Annotated in this window: 16 protein-coding genes; 7 read left to right on the top strand and 9 right to left on the bottom strand. The window is 68.7% G+C overall.

What is annotated here, in order from left to right:
- Positions 1-132: 132 nt before the first annotated feature.
- Positions 133-1,608 carry an AAA family ATPase gene (locus ACWCPW_RS40685; protein ID WP_449766649.1) on the bottom strand — a complete coding sequence of 492 codons (1,476 nt, stop codon included), beginning with the start codon at positions 1,606-1,608 and terminating at the stop codon, positions 133-135.
- Between the two features lie 1,638 nt (positions 1,609-3,246).
- Here ACWCPW_RS40685 and ACWCPW_RS40680 point away from each other — a divergent pair.
- Together ACWCPW_RS40680 and ACWCPW_RS40675 are read left to right on the top strand one after the other, a co-directional pair.
- Positions 3,247-4,797, top strand: coding sequence for a DNA sulfur modification protein DndB (locus tag ACWCPW_RS40680; protein WP_449766648.1), 1,551 nt, complete (start codon positions 3,247-3,249; stop codon positions 4,795-4,797).
- A gap of 269 nt (positions 4,798-5,066) precedes the next feature.
- Positions 5,067-6,170, top strand: a complete 1,104-nt coding sequence (locus tag ACWCPW_RS40675) for an MrcB family domain-containing protein (protein WP_449766647.1) — start codon at positions 5,067-5,069, stop codon at positions 6,168-6,170.
- 1,397 nt (positions 6,171-7,567) lie between these two features.
- Here the strand turns inward: ACWCPW_RS40675 and ACWCPW_RS40670 are convergent.
- A complete protein-coding gene (locus ACWCPW_RS40670; RefSeq protein WP_449766646.1) occupies positions 7,568-8,230 on the bottom strand; it encodes a hypothetical protein in 663 nt (220 codons plus the stop codon).
- 1,185 nt (positions 8,231-9,415) lie between these two features.
- On the opposite strand from ACWCPW_RS40670, the gene ACWCPW_RS40665 reads away from it, so the two are divergent.
- The gene (locus ACWCPW_RS40665; RefSeq protein WP_449766645.1) at positions 9,416-9,802 is read left to right on the top strand and encodes a hypothetical protein; all 387 of its coding nucleotides are present in this window, start codon (positions 9,416-9,418) and stop codon (positions 9,800-9,802) included.
- Between the two features lie 132 nt (positions 9,803-9,934).
- On the opposite strand, the gene ACWCPW_RS40660 is transcribed toward ACWCPW_RS40665, so the two are convergent.
- The 3 genes from ACWCPW_RS40660 to ACWCPW_RS40650 all read right to left on the bottom strand — a co-directional run bounded on the left by ACWCPW_RS40660 (position 9,935) and on the right by ACWCPW_RS40650 (position 11,919).
- Positions 9,935-10,240: a hypothetical protein gene (locus ACWCPW_RS40660; RefSeq protein WP_449766644.1), complete on the bottom strand. Its 306-nt coding sequence runs from the start codon at positions 10,238-10,240 to the stop codon at positions 9,935-9,937.
- A complete protein-coding gene (locus ACWCPW_RS40655; protein WP_449766643.1) occupies positions 10,219-10,509 on the bottom strand; it encodes a hypothetical protein in 291 nt (96 codons plus the stop codon). Before ACWCPW_RS40655 ends, ACWCPW_RS40660 begins: the two co-directional genes overlap by 22 nt.
- Positions 10,510-10,797: 288 nt before the next feature.
- Positions 10,798-11,919 (bottom strand): sulfite oxidase, encoded by a 1,122-nt coding sequence (locus ACWCPW_RS40650; protein WP_449766642.1) that lies wholly within the window; start codon positions 11,917-11,919, stop codon positions 10,798-10,800.
- A gap of 358 nt (positions 11,920-12,277) precedes the next feature.
- On the opposite strand from ACWCPW_RS40650, the gene ACWCPW_RS40645 reads away from it, so the two are divergent.
- Complete coding sequence (locus tag ACWCPW_RS40645; protein ID WP_449766641.1) at positions 12,278-12,760, top strand: carboxymuconolactone decarboxylase family protein; 483 nt, start codon at positions 12,278-12,280, stop codon at positions 12,758-12,760.
- A gap of 442 nt (positions 12,761-13,202) precedes the next feature.
- Here ACWCPW_RS40645 and argG read toward each other — a convergent pair whose 3' ends face one another.
- A complete protein-coding gene (gene argG, locus ACWCPW_RS40640) occupies positions 13,203-14,654 on the bottom strand; it encodes an argininosuccinate synthase (protein WP_449766640.1) in 1,452 nt (483 codons plus the stop codon).
- A gap of 443 nt (positions 14,655-15,097) precedes the next feature.
- Between argG and ACWCPW_RS40635 the strand changes: the two genes are divergently transcribed.
- Entirely contained in the window at positions 15,098-15,550 is a 453-nt protein-coding gene (locus tag ACWCPW_RS40635) for a hypothetical protein (protein WP_449766639.1), read from the top strand.
- A 387-nt stretch (positions 15,551-15,937) separates the two neighbouring features.
- On the opposite strand, the gene ACWCPW_RS40630 is transcribed toward ACWCPW_RS40635, so the two are convergent.
- The 3 genes from ACWCPW_RS40630 to ACWCPW_RS40620 are packed head-to-tail and all read right to left on the bottom strand — an operon-like array spanning position 15,938 to position 18,832.
- A complete protein-coding gene (locus tag ACWCPW_RS40630) occupies positions 15,938-17,113 on the bottom strand; it encodes a DSD1 family PLP-dependent enzyme (RefSeq protein ID WP_449766638.1) in 1,176 nt (391 codons plus the stop codon).
- Positions 17,110-18,138 carry an ornithine cyclodeaminase family protein gene (locus tag ACWCPW_RS40625; RefSeq protein ID WP_449766637.1) on the bottom strand — a complete coding sequence of 343 codons (1,029 nt, stop codon included), beginning with the start codon at positions 18,136-18,138 and terminating at the stop codon, positions 17,110-17,112. Before ACWCPW_RS40625 ends, ACWCPW_RS40630 begins: the two co-directional genes overlap by 4 nt.
- 10 nt (positions 18,139-18,148) lie before the next feature.
- Complete coding sequence (locus tag ACWCPW_RS40620) at positions 18,149-18,832, bottom strand: helix-turn-helix transcriptional regulator (RefSeq protein WP_449766636.1); 684 nt, start codon at positions 18,830-18,832, stop codon at positions 18,149-18,151.
- 69 nt (positions 18,833-18,901) lie between these two features.
- Here ACWCPW_RS40620 and ACWCPW_RS40615 point away from each other — a divergent pair, with 69 nt between their 5' ends.
- Together ACWCPW_RS40615 and ACWCPW_RS40610 are read left to right on the top strand one after the other, a co-directional pair.
- On the top strand, positions 18,902-20,611 hold the full coding sequence (locus tag ACWCPW_RS40615; protein ID WP_449766635.1) for an RHS repeat domain-containing protein: 1,710 nt from the start codon (positions 18,902-18,904) through the stop codon (positions 20,609-20,611).
- Positions 20,612-20,997: 386 nt separating this feature from the next.
- A complete protein-coding gene (locus ACWCPW_RS40610; protein WP_449766634.1) occupies positions 20,998-21,387 on the top strand; it encodes a hypothetical protein in 390 nt (129 codons plus the stop codon).
- Positions 21,388-21,482: the final 95 nt, after the last annotated feature.

Genomic DNA, 21,482 nt, shown 5'->3' with positions numbered 1-21,482 from the left:
CTGCGGTGGAGGTTCGGTCCGTCCGCCGGAGGAGGACAGCGGCCGAATCCCTATCCTGCGGGCGCGACACGACACCGCCTCTTTGCGGGCTTGCGAGCATCGAGGGCGCTGGGGAGACCGGCCGGGCGGGTGTCAGGATCCGTTGTAGAGGCGGTCCAGGTCGACGAGTTGGAGGTCGGGGTTGTCGGTGGCGGCGGTGTGCAGGTCGTCGGTGAAGCCGTCGCCGCTGAAGCAGAGCAGGCGGGTGTGGGTGGCGTCGACGCCGTCGCGGGCGGCGAGGAGTTCGCGGATGCGTTCGAGGCGGGCCAGGTGGGCTCGGCCCATCCGCGCCTTCCACTTGGCCTCGCCGATGGCCAGGAGGGTTTCGCGGCCGTGGTCGTCGCGGCCGAAGACGGCGACGTCGACCTCGAGGCCGTTCTTGGCGGCGGGGTCGGGGATGGTGCCGGACTGCACGCGGACGCGGTGGCCGCCGAGGGTGTCGGGCGAGGCGTACCAGCGGGTCCAGGCGCGGCACACCTGTTCGAAATGGGGGCCGACGACCTTGCTGAGGAAGGTGGCCTGGGAGCGGTCCCACACCTCCGCGGCGTGACCGGGACGCTCCAGGTCGCTCCACTCGGGGCGCATGACCGCGTGGTGGAAGGACACGATGGGCTCGGCGATGCGGTACGCGGAGCGTTTGCCGTGGAAGGCGTCGGGGTCGCGGATGATCATCCCGGTGTCCTCCAGGACCGCGAGGGCGTGACCCAGGTCGGTGGACTTGCGGGCGAGGTAGCTCGCGATGCCGCCTCGGGTGTGGTTGCCGTCGGCGATCGCCGACAGGACGCCGTGGTAGAGGGCGGTGTCGCGCAGGTCGGGTTCCTCGGCGAGGAGGAAGCGGGCCTCACGGAAGAGCGGGCGTCCGGGGTTGAGGACGTTGCGCTGTACCCAGGGGCCGAAGTCCTCGAGGTCGGCGGGTGCGTCGCCGAGGGTGAACTCGCGGGCGTAGGCGGGGGTTCCACCGACGACGGAGTTGACCAGGAGCGCCAGGGTGGGGTCGGGGATGTCCCAGAACCGTGCGGCGAGCCGGTAGTCGAGGGTGGGCACGATCAATTCGAGGCTCGCGCGGCCGCGCAACGGGGCGGTCCCGGTGAGCAGGTTGCCCATGAACGAGAGTGCCGAGCCGCACAGCAGCAGCCGGATCGGGGCGCCGCCGCGGCGCGCGTTGGGCCCGAGCGCGCGTTGCAGGAGCGAGGGCAGTTCGGGTGATGCCTTCGCGAGGAAGGGGAATTCGTCGATGACCACGGGCATGGGCCTGCCGTCGGGGACGGGGATGGCCATCAGGGTCTCGACGGCCTCCTCCCAGTGCGCGAACCGGTACGGGATCGGCTGGCCGGTGTGGCGCGCGAGGGCCGATCCGAACTGGCGCAGCGACTCGGCCTCGGTGGCCTCGGTGGCGGAGAAGTAGAAGCCGCCCGTCTCGCGGCACAGCGCGTCCAGAAGGAACGTCTTGCCCTGGCGGCGCCGCCCGGAGACCACGCCGAGCGTGGCCTCGCGTCCGGGATAGGCGGCGAAGCGCACGAGCTCGGACCACTCGAAGTCCCGGTCGAACATGTCGGACGGCTTGTGCACGATCCCACCCGGACGTCGGCAATGATGAACGTATCTATTATAACTGTGGTTATCAATGACTTGGCGACCGACCGTGCGTGCGTGTCGTGCGTGTAAAAAGCGGGGGCGGTCGCGGCGGCCCGGTCCGGCGGGTGTGGCTCGGGAGCGATGTCGTCGAGCCGCTCCCTGTTCGTCCCGGGCGACGGCTCAAGCGCCCCGACCGCGACGACGCACAACCGCCGACGCGCGACCACCATCGATCGCGGGCGGGGATCGCCGTCGTGAATGCCGCTCAACGGGTCCGCACCGGATAGACGTGGACGATCATCCCTACGGCCACCAGCGCCCAGCGGTCGCCGATCGCGGCGATCGGTGATCCCGTCGGTGGACCATCGTCGGGCGCCGGTCGCGAGGTCGTAGGCCGTCACCTTTCCCGGGGCGTCGGCCTGGGGGCCGCTCTGGTCGGCGACCAGCACCGTGTCGCCGAGCAGGAAGGGCGCTCCGCTGCAGGCGTCGGTGGGATGGCAGCGGCCGATGGCGCACGTCAACGTCACGCCCGCGCCGGTGCCCCCGAGGCCGCCACGCGGACGGCGCTGCGTCCGCTGTCGCGGGTGGGGGGTGACCAGCCACCCGTCCACGACCGCGCTGTCGGGCGAGGCGCCGCCGACCGGGGGCAGGTCCACTCCGCCGATCCGCGCGCCCTGTTCGCCGTAGGCGTCCACACGCCAGTCACGCTTCCCCCGCATCAGCCCCTCGGCCGGGGTGACGCGTCGGCCCCGCACCACGATCGCCGGACGTCCCCGCCAGGTCTCGGCCGTCACCGCGCCGTGGACCCGAAAGCCCTTGCGCACCACACCGGTCGCCGGATCCCGCAACTCGACCTGCTGCGGCCGCGTAGCCCGCGCCGGGAGGCCGAACTCGTAGCCGCCCGAGGACGGCCCGGTCGGCGTGGCCACCACGACGGTCGCGCCCACGACGCCCACCTGCGGGGCGTCGTCGTCGGACCCCGTGTGCGGCATCGCGATCGACCAGGCCGGCTCCCTGCCGAGACCGGGCAGGACCGGAGCCGCGGCGGCGGATTTCGACGCGGGGCTCGTGGGGCCGCCTCACGCGAGACCGCGCCGCACGAGGCCGATTCGACGGGCGCGCCGCCTCGCCCGGCCCGGGAAGGCCACCGCCGGAATCACATTCCGCCACCAGCCCTCCGACCAAGTACGACTGTCGACATCGTCTCTGCCCAGATTCACCGCACGCGAGCCCCCGGTGCATGTGTCGATGGCCATCGAGATCGTCGAGATCCTCCTGGAATCGGTCGTCTGTCCCACGATGTGTTGCAAGTGCGGCTCTGCATGCCCAGAACAGCGACATGGCTGCAGTTCTCGGATCTGGAACCTCGGCGCGATCCGCCCCGTTCGGCGGTGCCGCGACCGGCCCGTCCGACCGGGGGAGGTTCCGGCGCTGAGCGCTTCGGCACGGTCCCCCGCCGTTGATGTACATCCCAGGAGGTGTCACCACTCACGTCCATGTGACCAACGAGGCGTGATTTCCGTACTCCCGCCGCCGCCACGATGCGATCGGCACCCGCGCCGCGGGCTCGGAACTTGCACCGACCGAAGTCGACGGTCATGGGAGGTCGACCAAGCATCGGTGGTCCATGGCGTGGGACAGATCGGCTTCGATACCGCTTGCGTGGCCGAGGCGCCGTCAACGGTCCCGTTCGAGTTGTCGACGTCACCGTGGAGTGTGCCGCGCGGACACACGGAACCGAAGGCAGGTGGCGTCCGCGCCATTGCAGCGGCCGTTTTCGTCGAGCGAACCCCTTCACCAGATCTGCACAAGAGAGTCGACTCGGGTCACGATTTTCTCGCGGATCCCAAACGCCCGGGTGCTAGCTTCGGCGCACGAGAACCTGATTCAGGTCAACTATCGTTCTACTGCCAGGAGTTCACCATCAGCATCACCGTCGACCCTCTGCGTCTCTCGAAGCCCCAGGACCCCAGCACCTATCTGGCGATCCGGACCGTCCAGGGCGGTCGCATCGTGTACACCACCCGTGTGCCGCTGCTCGAGCTGCCCACGATCCTGCCCGTGCCCGACCCGGGCCAACGTGGACAAGGACAACCGCAAGGTCGACCGCCTGCACGCCAGGCACTTCGGCGAGTACCTCGACAACAAGCAGGACTGGATCGCCCCGGCCCTGTTGGCCCACGACAGCGGCGGCTGCCTGTTCGAGAAGGTCGACGAGCAGGGCACCGTGGGCTACCTCACCGTTCCCTGGGCGGGATCTCCCCACTGCGGACCATCGACGGTCAGCACCGGGTGCTCGGCGTCTCGATCGAGAAGCTGCGCATCACCGAAGCCATCGCCGGACTCGATCGGGAACTCGCGCGCAGGGTCAGTCCGGAGAAGGGCCTCAAGATCGAGGCGGACCGGAAGAGGTTCGTCGGCCGCATGGAGCGTCTCAAGGCCGAGTACGTCGGACTCGACATCTACGTCGAACCAGACCCGATCAAGGCCCAGCAGATGTTCGTGGACGTCGCCGACAACGCCAAGGGCATCAGCAGCGCCGCCGGCGCCCGGTTCGACAGCAACAAGGTCGCCAACCGTACGCTGTCCGACGTCATCGACCACCCGCTGCTCAAGGGACGCGTGGACCCCGAGCGGGATCGCATGACGCTCAAGAACCCCAACCTCATGGGCGCCAAGCATGTCGCGGACATCACCCGCGCCGTCATCGCCGGTCCCAGCGGCCAGATCGGCAAGAAGGCCGAGCAGACGCTGACCGACGGCGAAGTGATCGAGAAGGTCGAGGACTTCCTCGACGTCATCTCCGACGCGTTCGCCGACCTCGCGGCTCTCACCGAGGACGACCTCGACGAAGAGCCCAAGGTTGGCGACCTGACCATGTCCCAGCGGTCGCGGCGCACCTCGTTGCTGGGTTCGGTGGGCATGCCTCGTGTCCTGGGGGGTGTCTTCCGGGAACTGCGTTCGGGTGACAACCCGGCGTTGCTCGACGATATCGCCGCGTTCTTCAAGCGTCTGGACCCCCACATGGGGGCGCCGATCGCCGACAGCAGTATCTGGCGTACCAGTGCCACCGGCGTCGACTTCGAGCCGAACGCGTCCGCGCCGATCATGAGGACGCAGAACATCATCCACCTGGTGGGCGTCATCAGCGGTTGGTACACCAGGCCTCCGGCCGCGTTGTGACCCGGCTCGGCGGAGGGCGTGCCCGGCGCGGTCCGCCGAGGCGCCGGTGCCGGCCGCAGCCGGCTCAGCTCCCGGGCTCGAAGGCGGCGGGGAGCGTCGGGCCGAGTGTCACGCCGCAGCCGTCCGACCGTGGAAGGCGCCGTTTCGTCGGCGCCGTTGTTCCCGGCCCCGCGGCGTCCCGAATCGATTGTCCGATATCGGCCGCGCGACGGAATCAGCAATTCTCCGTGCGCGGACGAGAACACCCCCTTTCCTTGTGAGTTGGTCGCGTGGATGAATTTCTGAGGCAAATTAGTGATCTGCAGCCGTTCTGGGACTCCGAGACGACGGACGAAATGCAACGGCGTGGCGCCTTGCTTTCCGGGAAACTGGAGCCATGCGTCAGAGGGTGGAGCGGCGACCTCGCGCAGGCGATCGGCATTCCCTTGGACGATCTCGGCGTAAAGGCGAGCAATGGCATTACCAAGAACGCGAGAATACCCTGGCTCCGGGTCTTCTCGGAGAAGGCGTCCCCGAGTGCCACGAAGGGATGGTATGTGGTGTATCTGTTCGACGTCCCGGGGCATCGCATACATCTCTCGCTCAATCAGGGAACGACCAGCTGGGACGGTCCCTCCCTGCGGCGACGAAGCCATGCGGAACTGAGGGCGCGGGTCGCCTGGGCCCGCCCCCTGGTCGCGGCCGTCGCGGCCCGACCGGACCTCGTCGACACCATCGACCTCCAGGCCGGTCACCGGGGATTGGCGGGAGGCTACGAACGGGGGAACGTCCTTGCCGTGTCGTACGAGCGCGCCCACGTCCCGCCGCCCGACGTCCTGGCTCGGGACCTCCTCTTCATGGTCGGGTTGTTGGGTCTCGTCTATCGGGCCGAGAAAGCAGTTCCATTCATTCCCGGCGACGTGGGGCCCGAAATTCTCGAAGCCGAGATGGAGGCGGCGAAGACCACCGACAGAAAAACCGTGAAGACGGCTGGTCAGGGATTCGGCGTCCTGACCTCCGGGGAAAGAAAGGCACTCGAAGAGCACGCCGTCGCGATGGCCAAGCGACACTTCGAGGACCTCGGCTGGGATGTCCAGGACGTTGGTTTGCAGGAGCCTTTCGACCTCTTGATGACCCGCGACGGGGAAATATTGCGGGCGGAGGTCAAGGGAACGACTTCTCACGGAGGCCAGGTCGTCCTGACAAGACGCGAAGTCGAGAAACAACGCGAATTCGCCCCTGCGAACGCACTCGTGGTCGTGCACTCGATCGAATTGGTTCGCGGCGCCGGCCGGCCGGTCACCCGGGGCGGGATCCTTGCCTGCGTCTCCCCGTGGGAAATAGCGGAGAAGGATCTGACCGTCGTGTCGTACACGTACAAGACGGGTCTGTAACCGGGCGAACAGGGCCGAACCGTGTCCAGTCTCCATGAACTCGGCCAGGCTCATGTGCTCTGAGCCGCATGGGCCTGGTTGAGTGGGACGGCCCATGCCGTCGGCGTCCCATCCAAGTGGGCCCGAAGAAGCGTTCTTTCGCCGCTGTGTCACACGATCCAGGCCCGAAGGCGTGCCTTCCGGCCCATGATTGCGGGTTCGGGCCGGCTTGCTGCTTCCGGGGCGTCTCGTCCTTGGCGTCGAGCAGGCTGACCCGATCCCGAAGTTCCGTGCGAAGTCGGCTTGAGCAGAGGCGGGTTGCCGTCATCGGAGATCGCTTGGCAGAGAGGTGCCCCGTGGCGGGAGGTAAACAGTCCTGCCAGTGCCACTACTTCGGGGTCATAGCAGGTGGAACAGCCCGCGCGAGTGGTTGGGATCGGCGGGTCTCAAGCCGAGGCGTCGAGCCCGCTGTTCCCATTGCTGTCAGTTGTGCCCCTTCACAACCGGAAAGGGTGGCACCGGGGTCGCCTGTTCGGCCCTGTTGGGCTCACGTAAGAGCCTGCCGCCTTCGCCTCGCCGCGTCGTTGACGTTCTTCGCACACTTGTTGACGTTTCGTGCGCGGCGTGGGCGCCTTACGGAATGTGCTTCCGCCAGGACGACCTTGCCGGTCGAGGCCGGGTCGAGCTCGGTGTCGAGTTGGGAAGTCGGTCCCGTACACGTGCCGAGTCCACGTCGCCCATCAGGAGGAGGGCGCTCGCTTGGTGGTCTCCTCGGCTTTGTCGCGACCCGGACACCCGGAACGCTTGCGGGAACAGTTGGAGGGTGTGGTGTGGCGGGTTCGCACGGGCAGCCAGTAGCGGGAGATGCCGCCGGAGTTCGGGCCCGGTCGACGGTGTACGTCCGTTTCCGCGCCACCGCCGTTCCCGACCATGTCCGATCGGTCGGCTGCGGCTGCGATGCCGGCCGCATACAGGGGGAGCGCGCCGGGTGCGGGCGCGGGGCTGCACGAGCAGCGGCGGGAACGGCAGCCGCAACCAGTGGTTTTACCGAGGCTACGTCGCGGGATCCGGCCGATACCGGCTCCGGCACGGCGCCGACGGGCGTTTCGCGTTCGTGGCACTTCGGCTCCGGTCCCGATCCTGGCTTCGGATTCCATGGCCGACCTCGTCCCGGCCGGCGCGTGTCTCATCGCACCGGCGCGCCGCCGGTCGGATGCGCCGAACGCGGCGAGACGGGTCACTCGACCCGGGTTCTCCACGTACGTCTGCACGAAGTACGTTCCGCCGCGGCTCCAACGCGCGCGGCCGTGGCGTCGGATCGGGCTCCGCGGCTGTTCCCAGGAGCGTCGGCGAGGACGGATGATGGAGGCGCCGTGCGGACCGTCTGCAATGCGAGTCTCGGGCCGTCTCGACGGAACTCATCCCCCGCACGGAGCCGGACCGCCGGAAAGAGGAACCGCGGTGATGCTCGTTGGGCTGCTGCCGTTGTTTCCCGAGACCTGGACCGTGCAACTGCCCGGGATCTTCAGTGGGGAGACGACGTCGGACTTGGAGTTCGGGTTTCCGCCGTCGGTCAGGAACGTGACGAAGGATGCCGGCCGGTCGAGAGCGGCGATGATCGCGGGGGCCTCGCTCTCGGGGACGCCGGGGATCGTCTGCTTGAATCCGAGCGCACCGGTTTCCACGAGGTCCCTGCGGTTGCCGGCGGGGATCGTGGTGTCCATGTTGGACAGGCTGGGGCTGAGCAGGACGGCGCAGTAGCGGGGGTCGCCGGCCGGGCCGACGAAGGTCCGTTGTCCGCCGCGCATGTCGTGGGAGGGGGTCTGCTCGGTCTTGCAGACCGGACTGGCCTGGGGATAGAGACCCCACACGTCGAATCTGATGTTCTTGCCGGGCGCGCTGCGCCCGGGGGTGGTGTTGGTGACGGTGGCCTTGGCGGAGGCCGCGACGACCAGGTCGGTCCGGCCCGGTTTGGCGTTGGTCGGATCGGCCCGGAACCCGCCGTCGGACTTCGCGGCGTAGGAGAGGACGTAGGTGTAGCCGTCCGCGTCCGTGATGTTCAGGCTGCCGTCGAAGCCCACGACGCCGACCGGGGCACGGGGACCGGACGAAGAAGGCACCGCAGCGGACGAAGGAGCAGTCGACACGGAGGTGTTCGAAGGCGACACGGATGTGTTGGTCGTGGTGGTCGACCCCGAATCACCGCACCCCGCCCCGCCGAGCAGCACCGATACGACGACAGCGACACGTCCGGCGGACAGGCCCATACGATCCCCTGCGGTTCGACGACCGCAGCGGCGAGACGCCAAGCGGGCGCAGCGAATGAGTACCGCTTCCGGAAAGGGGAGCGTGGAACCAGCCAAGCAGACGCCGTGCCGTCGGGTGCGCATTACCGCGGAACCGGGAGAGGAAATCGACGGCGCTCGTCCCGCACTTCTTCGCCGCGGCCCGTGCTTCGTTCGACCATGCAGGGGAGAGGTGTCGTCCGGCGCCGGGGCCTGGATCAGCTTGACCTCGGTGGCCGGGACGTGATCCGCAGTGGCCTCGCTCGAGGTCGGCCGGGAGCCCGAGGCAGATCAGGCCCGCCGGCACGGCGACGGTCCCGTTGCGGGCCCCGCGGCTTGGATGTCGCGCAAGTCGGCAGTCCTGGACACGGCCGAACCCGGGGCCCTCCGCCGGCGCGCCCGGGCCACGTCGAGGGACCTTCGACAGTGAACCGCAGTCGCAGCGCGAGTACTTCGGCCTCGGCGCGTGCGGCGAGAAATCGGCGTGCGCTCCCCTGCGCGCGCGGTGCTCTTGTCACGGCCGTCGTCGACGGCGTCCCCGTACGCGGTGATGGCGGCCTGCGGCCCAACGGCGAGCGTGTCCTCCTCGAACCGGGACTGCCCGCGACCCGACCCGCCCGACCCGCGCGATCTGCCCGACCCGCGCGATCCGCAGCCCTGGCGGGCCGAGTTCGAGGTGCTGTGCCTGGCGGCCAAGGCCGTTACGGGCGAGGCCGGTGACACGGTCGAGTTCACCTACGGCAAGCCCGTCACCGAGGCCAGGCTGTGGATCACCAACCCGAAGGAGATCGCCCACGCCGCCGACGGCACGATCACCGCGGACTACACGATCGAATACGGCGACCGCACGGACAAGGAGTCCGACGCGACGATCACCGTCACCGCCGTCAAGGGCCTCGCCTTCGCCAATGCCCCCAGGGCTGCGCCATCGACACCGGCAAGACCACGATCACCTGCCACAAGACGGAGAAGATCGGCAGCATGCCCAGGGCCCTGCGGCTGCGCGGCACGCTGTCCGGGAACGAGCAGATCGTCGAAAGCGGTGTCACCGGTAAGCTCCCCGAGACCACCCCGGAGGACAACACCGACCGCACGGTGTACACCTACCGGATCGGCACCGCCACCACCGCGCCCGCCACCCCCGCGTCCGGCGGCACGCTAGCAACCCCGGCACCGCCGGCCAAGGGCCGCGAACTCGCCGACACCGGCGCCGACGACACCACACCACCGCGATCGCCGCCGGAGCCGGTGTCCTGGTCGTCGCCGGAGCCGGAGGCGTCCTCTTCGCCCGCAACCGCCGCCGCGCCCACCAGTCGTAACCACACTCCGCCCGAAGGCTCCCACGGCACCGACCCGCTCGCGCAGTGAGGGCCCCGGTCGTGGGGCCTTCCCCGTCCGACGTCCGCGTCCGATCCGAGAGCCTCGCCTCGCGAGGGCGACCGCAACCCGCGACCGCAACCCGCGATCGCGGACGGGCGAATCGCATGTGGGGCGCGAATGTCAGTGGTTCGTGTGGGTGGGTTCGCCGAGAGCCGCGCGCACCCAGTCGTGGGCGCTTCCGGGATCGAGGCTTGCGAGAAAGTCTGTGAGCGAGCCTTCCCAACTGCGTCGTGCACGGTCGGCGGCGGCTGCTGCGACGGTCTGCCGCGTGTCCGGGTCTGTGCAACGAATCAGGGTGACGGCCGCGTGCGGGCCGGCTTCGGCGAGGATCTCGCGGGCCTTTCCTTGCGCTCCGATGTGTCTTTGACGCACATGGGCGGTGTGGACGACGTCCTTGGCGCCGGTCAACATCGAGAGCAGCCCCATGAGTCCGATCGTCTCGTCCACGCGAGGGAGACGGACATCAGGGCGTGCGTAAGACCGCCGGCCGTCAGCACGCGGGACCGGGTCAGCTTCAGCGACCCGTCGGTGTTGCCTGTGATCACGACGGCGGTTGCTCCGTCCTTGCGTGCCTTCCTGCGGAAGTCCCGCCCGAGCGATGCCAGCATGTGTTCGGCGCGTCGGTGGTCGTCGAAGCCGGCGAGGACCACCGATTCCTGCCCGGATTCCGTGGCCGAGTCGGGGGCGGAGGTCATGTGCACATCCTTGGCGGCCGAGTGACCCAATCAAGACCTGACCACAGGGCACTGCCGGGCCTACGGGGAGTGGGCTTACCACTCCATACCAGCACGTATTGCTCGACGGTGCAGCCGTAGAGCGCGGGGGGCGGGCGGGCGCGGGCGGGCGCGGGCGGGTCGCCGGGGCGCCTCGCGCGTGGGCCGAAATGTGTTCGAGCGCGGTGGCTTCCTCGGCGAAGTCCGTCTCCCCTGCGGCGAGGGACGGACCCGGCCGTCACATCCACCAGGCTCTGTGTGCTCCTCGGGTCAGAGTGGGACGCACGAGACGGCAATCCGTTGCACCGCGTTGTTGCCGAAACCGCCGCGATTCCAGGACTGGGTGAGCGGCTGTGTGTTGCCCAGCGCATCCGTCGCGCGCGCACTCAGTACGTGGGAGCCGACCGTGGCCGGCCACTTCGCGCTCCATGCCCGCCAGGCCCATCGATGGGCGTCTTCCGGGGCGAGGTCCGCCGTTGTCCAGGTGCGTCCGTCGTCCGTGCTGACCTCGACCCGGGCGACCGCTCCGAATCCGGACCATGCCCTGCCCTCCAAGAGCACCGGGCCGGGCCGTACCACCCGCGCCCTCGACATGAAGTCCGGGAATCCGGGCGGAATCATCAACGCCCGTGGGGCGATTCGCGTCACCGGTTCACCCGGTTCGTCACGACTCTGTCGATACCGGTAGGCCACCGCCTGTTGGAAGCCCGCGAAGGGCGCGGTGACCAGCGTGATCTCCCGCAGCCATTTCACGTGCGCCATCCCGTACCAGCCCGGCACCACCAGGCGCAGCGGAAAGCCGTGTTGCGGGGGCAGCGGCATGCCGTTCATGTCGTACGCCACCAACACCTCCGGCTCCGGATCGCTTCCGGTGCACACCGCCGTCGGCAGGCTGCGCCGGTAGTCCTGCTCGACGCCGCGCTCCACGCCGTGGTCGGCCCCGCCGAAGACCGCCTCGACGGCATCGGGCTCCATTCCGGCTTCGGCGAGCAGCAGGCGCAGCGGTACCCCGGTCCATTCGGCGGTGCCGACCGCCTCGACCAGCCACGGCTGACTGACCGGTCGGGGCGTCAGCCGTGCCCGGCCGTTGCCCGCGCACTCCATCGTCACGCGATGGGTGACGGCCGGGAGGGACCGCAGCGTGCGCACGTCCAGGGTCAGCGGTGTCCGCACCCGGCCGCCCACCACGAGCCGCCAGTCGTCGGCGCGGGCTTCGGGGATGTCGTAGTGGGTGAGCAGGTAGTGCAATCCGGGTGGCGTCACGTCGTGGCGCAGCGCCTCCAGAGGCAGGCCGTGGTTGCGTGCCGCGAGTGCCAGTTCGTCCGGGCCGATTCCCTCGTCAGGACCGGCGATTCGCGCCGGGGGGCTGATGTCGTCCATGCGGTGGTTCATTGATTCCATGGTGCGCTTCGGCCGGAGTCCGGGCATCCGCTGCGGATGGAGGGTGATGGCTGGGCGGGTTCGGTGTGCTGAGGCCCGGTCCGCGTCATCGCGATCATCCCGACCGGCTCGCGGAGGTCATGTGTCGGATCGGGCTCGACCCCGGCTACGCGCTCGTTGTCCGCCCTGTGGCCTGCTCGCCTGTGGCCTGCTCGGTCTTCGGTCGTGCCGCGCGCACGTGACGCCGCTTCGCGTCGCCGTGTGACACCGGTGACCGGTGGTGTAGGTCTCATCGCCTTGCCGTCACAGGAAGGGGGCCGCCGGCATCTCATGCTCGACCGACCACTACAACTACAACGAGGAGCGCACGATGACCGCTCGGTTGAGCCTTTTCAGCAACCCGACCACGACTGCCGCCAAGGCTGCGGGGCACTTCGGTCTGGCCAGCAAGACGATCCTTCAGGAGTCGACGCTGCCGGCCGTGACCCAGAAGTTGGTGGTGCTGCGCGCGAGCCAGATCAACGGCGACGGTTACGCCACCGACGTGTGGAGCAAGAACGCCGCACACGCCGGGGAGACCTCCACCCGCATCAACCTGGTCGCGGCCTGGCGGGAGTCCACCGTGTTCACCGACGCCGAGCGCGCCGCCCTGGAACTGGCCGAGCAAGGCACCCGCATCGCCGACGCGGCCGGTGGTGTCACCGACGAGGTGTGGGCGAATGCCGCCAAGCACTACGACGAGGACCAGCTCTGCGACCTCGTGATGCTCATCGCCCTCATCAACGCCACCAATCGCATGAGCGTCGTCATCAGGCAGCGCGGTGGCGACTACCAGGCCGGCTCACTCGGGTAGCCGGAAGCAGCCGATGTCGCCGGCCCGAAGGGAACGCCGTGCCGACATCGGCTACACGATCCTCGGCCGGGCGTGGACGTACCGGTGCCACCGCCCCGGCGATGGTCCGTCGGGCCGCGCCGGGGGAGGACCCGTCCGGCGGTCGGCGTCTTGAGACCGGGACAAGACGCCGACCCGGCCATCAGAGGCCGGGCCGGCGGTCGGCGTTGTGCCTTGATCGTTCACGATCGACGTGTTCGGCTGGGCGGACTGGCCTTGTGCGACCACCCGGGCGTTTCTTGTGCGACCACCCGGGCGCCGCTCGAAGCCGGTGGGCGCGTCGTTCCGTGCCGTGAGGCCGTGAGGCCGTGAGGCCGGGGGCCGTGGGTCCGTGAGGCCGTGGGTCCGTGAGGCCGTGGGCGAGTGCACCGGCGCCCGGGTGGTGTGTCGACTGTCGCGTCGGTCAGTCGGTGCCCGACTCCATGGCGGCGCGGTCGAGCATGAGGTCGCCGTCGCTCTCGACCCTGCCGCGGGAGGCGATGACCTCGGCGCCGCCCTCGGGCATCGCGCCGATCAGTTCGGTGGAGGTGTCCTGGGCGGCGCTGATGAGGGCCGCGTGGGCGTGACCGACGATGCCGAGCAGGGCGTACTGCTCCAGCTTGGCCCGGGAGTCGGCGATGTCGAGGTTGCGCATGGTGAGTTGGCCGATCCGGTCCACCGGGCCGAACGCCGAGTCCTCGGTGCGCTCCATGGACAGCTTGTCCGGGTGGTAGCTGAACGTCGGGCCGGAGGTGTCCATGACCGAGTAGTCCTCGCCGCGCCGCAGCCGCAGCGTCACTTCACCGGTGACCGCCGTACCCACCCAGCGCTGCAGGGACTCCCGGATCATCAGTGCCTGGGGGTCCAGCCAGCGGCCTTCGTACATGAGGCGACCGAGGCGCCGACCCTCGTTGTGGTACTGCGCGAGGGTGTCCTCGTTGTGGATCGCGTTGACCAGGCGCTCGTACGCGGCGTGCAGCAGCGCCATGCCCGGGGCCTCGTAGACGCCGCGGCTCTTGGCCTCGATGATCCGGTTCTCGATCTGGTCGGACATGCCCATGCCGTGGCGTCCACCGATGGTGTTCGCCTCCATCACCAGGTCGACGGCAGTGGCGAACTCCTTGCCGTTGATCGCCACCGGGCGACCTTGGGCGAAGGCGATCGTCACGTCCTCGGTGTCGATCTCGACCTCGGGGTCCCAGAACCGCACGCCCATGATCGGGTCGACGGTCTCGACGCCGGTGTCGAGACGTTCCAGGGTCTTGGCCTCGTGGGTGGCGCCCCAGATGTTGGCGTCGGTGGAATAGGCCTTCTCGGTGCTGTCGCGGTAGGGGAGGCCGTGGGCGAGCAGCCACTCCGACATCTCCTTGCGCCCGCCGAGTTCGGAGACGAAGTCCGCGTCGAGCCATGGCTTGTAGATGCGCAGGTTCGGGTTCGTGAGCAGACCGTAACGGTAGAACCGCTCGATGTCGTTGCCCTTGAACGTCGAGCCGTCGCCCCAGATCTGCACGTCGTCGGCGAGCATCGCCCGGACCAGCAGGGTGCCGGTGACGGCGCGGCCGAGCGGCGTCGTGTTGAAGTAGGCCCGCCCGCCCGAGCGGATGTGGAACGCGCCGCACGCGAGTGCGGCCAAGCCCTCCTCGACCAGCGCCGCACGGCAGTCGACCAGGCGCGCGATCTCGGCGCCGTACGCCGACGCACGGCTGGGCACCGAGGCGATGTCCGGCTCGTCGTACTGGCCGATGTCAGCGGTGTAGGTGCACGGGACGGCCCCCTTGTCGCGCATCCACGCGACCGCGACGGAGGTGTCGAGCCCACCGGAGAAGGCGATGCCGACACGTTCGCCGATGGGCAGAGAGGTAAGAACCTTGGACATGGAAAGAGTATGCCGGACTCTGCATGAATATGCAACGAGGGCTGTGTGGCCGGAACTGATGGCTCAGGCCGCCGACTTGGCTCGCGGAAAGAGCCCGGCGTTCCAGGCCCGCCCGGCGCTCTCGTGGCCGGACCGACCGGCGGCAGGCCGTACGGCGTGGGGTCGACGTTCGTGAGAATGCTGCCGCGTCGGGTGGAGGCGGATGCGGTACCACGGACGAAGGCGATCACGCTCGCGGCGTCGCTACCTTGACGTGCACGGAGCCCCGGTCGACTCGCGTCGTCGGCGAGCGCGCCCGGCCGGACGTCGCGGGCGGCGGCGGGTTCTCGGCCAGGCGCGGCGCTCCACGCTTCATGCTCCACGGCCGTGAACGCGCGTGGCGACATCGACGTCCCGAAGCTCGAAGTACGCGCAAGTCATCCGATCCCCTGAAGGAGAAGCTCATGCATCGCATTGCCTTACGCCTCGGTGTGGCGGCGGCCACCATGACGGCCCTGGCGGCTGTCGCGGCGGGACCGGTGACGGCAGCTCCCCATACCTCCGATCACTCGGACGCGGCGACGTGCACCTCCGTCGCCGTCACGCGGTTCAATCACACCGGGTACAAGCGCTGCGATACCCGCACGATGGATGCCGACTGGAACAAGGACGGGAAGGTGGACGAGTCGTTCGTGGTCGCGCCCGACCGAACGATTTGGCACGTCAATCCGTCCTCCGGCGGCTGGAAGGAGATGCCCTACGGCTTCCACGCCGACGACATGTTCGGCGCCAGGGCGGAGTACGGGATGCTGTGCGTCAAGGTATGGCTGAAGCCGGGGATATTCAACGAAACCCTGATCTACGCCTCGTGCTTCAGCGACGGCTCCTGGCACCCGTGGTGGCGCTTCTACGTGTGAGCGAGGGCGCGTCGACCCGGTCCGCTCCGGGCGACCCGCCTGTCGGCGCGCGAGGCGGGGGTCCGGTGGTGGAGCGGCCTTTGGTCGTTCCGCCACCGGACCCGGCTTGCGCGGTCGTTAGAAGTGCGTGCGCGGGAGGGAGTCGTGCCCGTGGGGGTTGTCTTGGACGAACTGTTGTCCCTGGTAAGGCGATTGTTGTCCGAGCCAGAGCCAGAGCCTGAGCCCCAGCCCCAGCCCCAGAGTCAGAGCCCCCGAGCCCGAGCCCGAGTCAGAGGCGGAGCCCGGGCCCGGGCCGGGGGTCTGGGCCCATGTGCGTCGACGTACTCGACAAGACCGCGCCCCCGCAGGTGCCGACCGGATGGCCGGTTCCTTGGTCGCCCAGGTCGGCTACCAGCCGGAGACGCGTTCCCAGAAGGTCTGAATCGGCGGTGCCGTGTTCGTGGTCGATGCGCCGTCGACCACGTGGTAACCGCGGTGTTGGGCGGCGGTGGCGCAGGCGTGGTTGGGCAGGATGCGCAGTCGAGTGCCGACGGGCAGGTCGGGCAGGTGGGCGCCGTCGCGGGCGGTGAGGGTGCCGTGTTCCTGGCTTGCGGCCGTCATGAGCAGGTCCGGTATGAGGTTGCCGTCCAGGTCGGTGACCAGGCCGTAACCCTGGTCCTGCGCCTGGACGGCGGTGCCTCGGTCGCGGGACATGGCCATCCAGCCGCCGTCGGTGACGATCCACCCGTGCTCGCGGCGGTGGCCGATGACGGTGACGACGACCGACAGGGCGAGATCCTCGATGCGGCAGACGCCGATGCCGGCCATCACCAGGTCGAAGAAGACGTAGTTTCCCGCGCGCAGTTCGGTGACTCCGTCGAGGTTCTCGGCCGCGTGGGCCGTGGGGGTGGAGCCGACACTGACGGTGGTCACGGGCAGGCCGGCCGCGCGCAGCCGCTCGGCCGCGGCGACGGCGGTGTCGCGTTCGTTCTTCGCCGCCAGGCGCCGTTCCTCGGCGGTGTAGGCGTAGTAGGACTCGCCCGCGTGGGTCAGCACGCCGTCCAGGCATCCCGCGTCGTGCAGGACGCGGCCGATCTCGGTGAGTACGGGGGCGTCGGGCTTGACGCCGCCCCGGTGGCCGTCGCAGTCGATCTCGATCTGCGTGGGGATGGGAACGCCGGCCCGGCGAGAGGCTCCGGCGACGGCTGCCGCCTGCTCGACGCTGTCCAGCAGGATCCGCAGGGTGACGCCGCGGCGCAGCAGCGCGAGGACGCGCGTGAGTTTGTGGGGGTCGATGCCGACGGCGTAGGTGATGTCGAGGTAGCCGCCGTCGGCGAACGCCTCGGCCTCGGCCAGGGTGGAGACGGTGACCGGGCAGGGCGTGTCGCGCGTGAGGCCGGCGACGTCGAGGCTCTTGGCCGTCTTCACGTGGGGGCGCAGGGCGACCCCGAGCCGGTCGGCCCGAGCCGCGAGTCGTTCGATGTTGCGCCGGGCCTTGTGGACGTCGACGACGGCGAACGGGGTGTCGGGGTCGGCCAGGGTCCGGGTGGTGTCGGGGCCGGTGACGCCGGCGGGGCTGCTCACAGGGAGATGTCCATCTTCTTCAGGAGGGCCAGGCCCAGATACAGGTCCTGCACTCCGATTCCGGAGCTGTCGAAGACCGTGATGTCGTTGTCGTCGGTGCGTCCGGTGGCGTGGCCGGTGAGTACCTCGCCGAGCGGGGTGAGGGCCGTCCGCGCGGGGGCGTGCCGGCTTTCGCCCATGCGGCGGGCCTGCTCGGGCAGGTCGCAGAAGACGCGGGCGCGCCCGAACAGTTCGGGTGGGAGTTCCCGTTTGCCGGGGCCGTCCGCGCCCATGCAGGAGATGTGCGTGCCGGGGCGGACCCAGGCGGCCTCGAACAGCGGCGGGTCGTCGGTGGTGGCGGTGGTGACGGTGACGATCACATCGGCCCGGGAGCAGGCTTCCTCGGCGTCGACGCCGCGGGCGTGGTGTCCGTTCGCGGTCAACGCCGCGGTCGTCCGCTCGGCGCGCTCGGCGCTGCGTCCCACGACCAGGACCTCGGTGATGGGCCGCGTGCGGCTGACGGCCTCGACCTCGTAGGCCGCCTGGTGGCCGGTGCCGAAGACCGCCAGGGTGGTGGCGTCGGTACGGGCCAGCAGGTCGACGGCGAGGGCATCGGCGGCGGCGGTGCGGTAGGCGTTCGCGCTGCCGACCTCCAGGACGGCCGCGACCCTGCCGTTCGTCTGGTCGAAGAGCAGGAGGGTGGAGTGGTGGCGCGGCAGCCCGTGTTCCGGATTGTCCGGCCAGTAGGTGCCGATCTTCACCCCGGCGTGCGTCGCGGACGCGGACGGCTTGAGGGTGAACCGGTTGCGCGGGTCGGATCCGTGCACGGCGAGGCTGGGAAAGGACGTACCGTCCACCGTCGCGGCGAACGCCGCGCGGGCCGCCTCCATGGCCAGGTCCGTGTCGACGAACGCGGCGGTCTGTTCTTCCGTGATGTACAGCAGGTGGCGCGTGGTCGGTGGCCGGCCGGGTTCGGACGCGGGAGCGGGTACGGGCACAGGAGCGGCCGCGGGTACGGGGCGGGTGGTCGAGCCGGCGGCGGTCACGAGGCGCCTTTCACTTGGTGTAGTTGTAGACGGTCGCGCGGGACACGCCGAGCAGGTCCGCGATGGTCTGCGCGGCATCGCGCGAGTCGAAGTGGCCCTCCTGGTGCAGTTGCCGCACGAGTGCCCTCTTGCTCTCCCTGCTCAGCGAGCGGGGGGCCGCCGCGCGCTCCGCGGCCAGTTCCTCCACCACCCGGCGCAGCTCGCGGGCGTTGCGGTCGCGGAGGGTCTCCAGCGACTGGTCGCGGTGCTCGGTGTCCGTGGCCACGAGGTTCGACAACGCGAGGGTCACCGGCGACAGCACCGACACGTCCAGGTTCAGGCAGAGGGCGGCGACGTACTCGCCGGCGGCGTTCCTGATCCCGATGGACGTGCTCTTGACCGGGCGGCCGTCGGGGAATTGGTTGGGATAGTTCTGGATGACGCTGGGATAGTTCGGGTCCTCGATGCGGGCCAGGCCCAGCTCTGTGACCGAATCCCCGACCTGGCGGCCGGAGAGGTTGTTCTCGATCGCCCGGATCGCGTGCTGCGGATTCCGCAGATCGTGCAGAACCACTTCGCACAGACCGGGAAACATGCGGCCCAGTGCGACGGCGATCCTTTCGACCTCACGGATGAGATGCTCGTCCGCCTCGGTGGAGGCCGCGGCAGCCGTGCCCGTGCGGTCCTCCGCTTCCGGGCCGTCGATGCGTTCCATGAGGTCCTCCCGGCCTTTTGTATTTACTGTCTATGGTTAGACAATCAGTCTAAGAAGATCGTTCGCTGGTTGTCCAGCGGGCCTGTCGGCCGGCGAAGCGACCCGTGTGGGCTGGGGTGCCCGTCCGGTCCCGGGTCGACGCCTGGGAACACCACCGACACCCAGTGCTTCGCCTACGACGGCAACCGCCGCCTCAAGGAGACCTGGACCGACACCGCCGGCACCACCACCCTCCCGGCGCCCAGTGTCCCCGGCGTCGGCGGCTGCGTCACCCAGACCCCGACCAAGAACACCGTCGGCGGCCCGGACCCGTACTGGCAGTCCTTCGACTACGACGTGGTCGGCAACCGCACCAAACTCGTCGACCACGACGTGATCGACGATCCGGCCAAGAACGTCACGACCGAGTACGGCTACCGCCCCGGCGCCCAGGCCGGCGACCGCACCCACCGCCTGGACGCCGTCACCGTCAAGAACGGCACCGCCGCCCCGGTCACCACCAACGTGACCTACGACCAGGCCGGCAACACCAAAACCCGACCCGGCACAGGCGCCAACCCCCAGGCCCTCACCTGGGACGAAGAAGACAAGCTCACCACCGTTGCCTCCGCAACCGGTACCAGCGAGTACGTCTACGACGCCGACGGCAACCGCATCATCCGCCGCCAGAACGGCAAGAGCACCCTCTACCTCGAAACCGACGAACTCACCACCAATACCGACGGATCCGGCCCCGTCGTCGGCACCCGCTACTACCCCACAGCCGGTGGTGCCACCGTCGTTCGCAACGGCTCGGGCGCAATCACCTTCATGGCGACCGACCACCACGGCACTCCCAACAGCATCCTCGACGCCGCCGGCCTCACCGCCACCCGCCGCCAGTCCAAGCCCTTCGGCGAACCCCGCGGCACCCAGCCCACCCAGGCCAACGGCCAATGGCCCGACGACAAGGGCTTCCTCGGCAAGCCGATGGACACCACCGGCCTCACCCACGTCGGCGCCCGCGAATACGACCCGGGCCTGGGCCGCTTCATCAGCGTCGACCCGATCATGGACCTCGCCGACGCCCAACAGATGCACGGCTACACCTACAGCAGCAACAACCCCACCACGGTCAGCGACCCGACCGGCCTCGCCGAGTACGACCCCTACACCCCCTACAAGGGGGGAAGCGGTGGCGCCGGGGTGACGAACCCGCCGACTTCGAACCGGCCCCCGGTCTATTGCGGCAACGTCATGTCGTGCGGAGACTCCGGCGTAGACCAGACCACTACTTCGCCCACGGCTCCGGGAGGCACAGCCGGCTGCGTCAACTACTGCATGCGGCCTCCGACCAAGCCGGGTACCGGGAACAAGGGAAACGGAGTTCCTGGAGGTGGAAAGAACTCGCAGTTCACTGGCCCACGAACCGTGCCTCAGACTCCTCAGCAGGTCAGTTGGTGCGGGATCTGCCTGGTTAGTAAGCCGGCTCCAGCGATGACTCCGGCTGAAAACCGTGGACCGGACCCCTTGATACTCGAGTGGACCCCGGACTGCGGGATCGACTCCCCGTTGCTCAATGCGGGATGCTCGTCGTCCGGCGCGCTGATGACTGGCGGTGGAATGGCGGTTTCTATCCCCAAGGGAATGATCCAAGATGTTTACACCGTGGCTCCTGATGGGACTCGAGTGCGTGCCCCCGGATTGCCATGGCTCGTCAAGACGGGAAAGATCACGTTGTGGGGCGGAGTGGCTACGTCGGGCGTTTCGAACTTCGTGGCCAACATAGGGATGGGGTGACGGCACGAGGTGTTGCGGCGACGGTGGCGGAGACGGGTTTTGACGGGGCTTATGTAGGTGCTGTCACATTGGCAGGTGGTGCGGCAGGGGCCAAAGCAGGCCTAGCAGTAGCTCCTTTCCTTGGACCGTGGACAGTTCCCGCTGGTGCGGCCGGAGGAGCCCTGCTCTTCGGGGGTGCTGCGACGATCACGTCGCCTTCGATCAAGAATGCCTTCAAGGATGGCTATCACAAGCTGTTTGGCTGACGTTCGTGGGAATGGGCGGGTACATCGTGGTGATACGATGTATCCGCCTCCTGATGGTGTAGGCGCAAACGATGAGCTCTTCGTCGCTCTTGGGCATCTTTGTTGGATTCGCGGGTTGTTCGAACGACTGAAGGGTTCATTGTGGTAGCCCTGGTGCCTCTGGCAATTCTTTCCCTGCTTTCCATGTGGAGTTTGTGTTCGATTTGGCGTAATCCCAAGGAGGTGGAGGCGCCTGATGCCGCGTATCGGATTTTTTGCTTTGGGGCGGGAATTCGCAGAGGAATTATCAGAGCGCAAGTGGCAATCTGTGGCATTTTGTGGTCTATTTTGATAGGATTCGGAGCCTCTCTTTCGGGGGGTGATGAGCTCTCGAATGTCTTGGCAGTCATTACTGTGATGGGAATCGGTGGCGGTGCGTTTGTATTTGCTGTCATCGGCGTTTTGATTGTCGTGATCAATCGCCCGAGGTGTCTGGTGCCGCCGCATATGCGTCAGGATTCAGGACTGCTCAAAAAGCGTCCCCATGCCTAAGAGTGTGTCTCACATGGGTGCCGTTTGATCTGCGGCATGATGGTTGCTCATGGGGGTCGATGATCTTTCGCGGCGGTTGGTGCCGGACGGGTTGT

Source organism: Embleya sp. NPDC001921 (assembly GCF_053594475.1).
Note: the sequence above shows the minus strand (reverse complement) of the source record. Positions and strands in the feature narration are given on the sequence as shown.

Coding starts and splice junctions, on each gene's coding strand:
- ACWCPW_RS40665 (WP_449766645.1), top strand. CDS start 9,416: ATGCCCAGGGCCCTGCGGCTGCGCGGCACGCTGTCCGGGAACGAGCAG.
- ACWCPW_RS40660 (WP_449766644.1), bottom strand. CDS start 10,240: ATGGGGCTGCTCTCGATGTTGACCGGCGCCAAGGACGTCGTCCACACC.
- ACWCPW_RS40655 (WP_449766643.1), bottom strand. CDS start 10,509: ATGACCTCCGCCCCCGACTCGGCCACGGAATCCGGGCAGGAATCGGTG.
- ACWCPW_RS40650 (WP_449766642.1), bottom strand. CDS start 11,919: ATGAACCACCGCATGGACGACATCAGCCCCCCGGCGCGAATCGCCGGT.
- ACWCPW_RS40645 (WP_449766641.1), top strand. CDS start 12,278: ATGACCGCTCGGTTGAGCCTTTTCAGCAACCCGACCACGACTGCCGCC.
- argG (WP_449766640.1), bottom strand. CDS start 14,654: ATGTCCAAGGTTCTTACCTCTCTGCCCATCGGCGAACGTGTCGGCATC.
- ACWCPW_RS40635 (WP_449766639.1), top strand. CDS start 15,098: ATGCATCGCATTGCCTTACGCCTCGGTGTGGCGGCGGCCACCATGACG.
- ACWCPW_RS40620 (WP_449766636.1), bottom strand. CDS start 18,832: ATGGAACGCATCGACGGCCCGGAAGCGGAGGACCGCACGGGCACGGCT.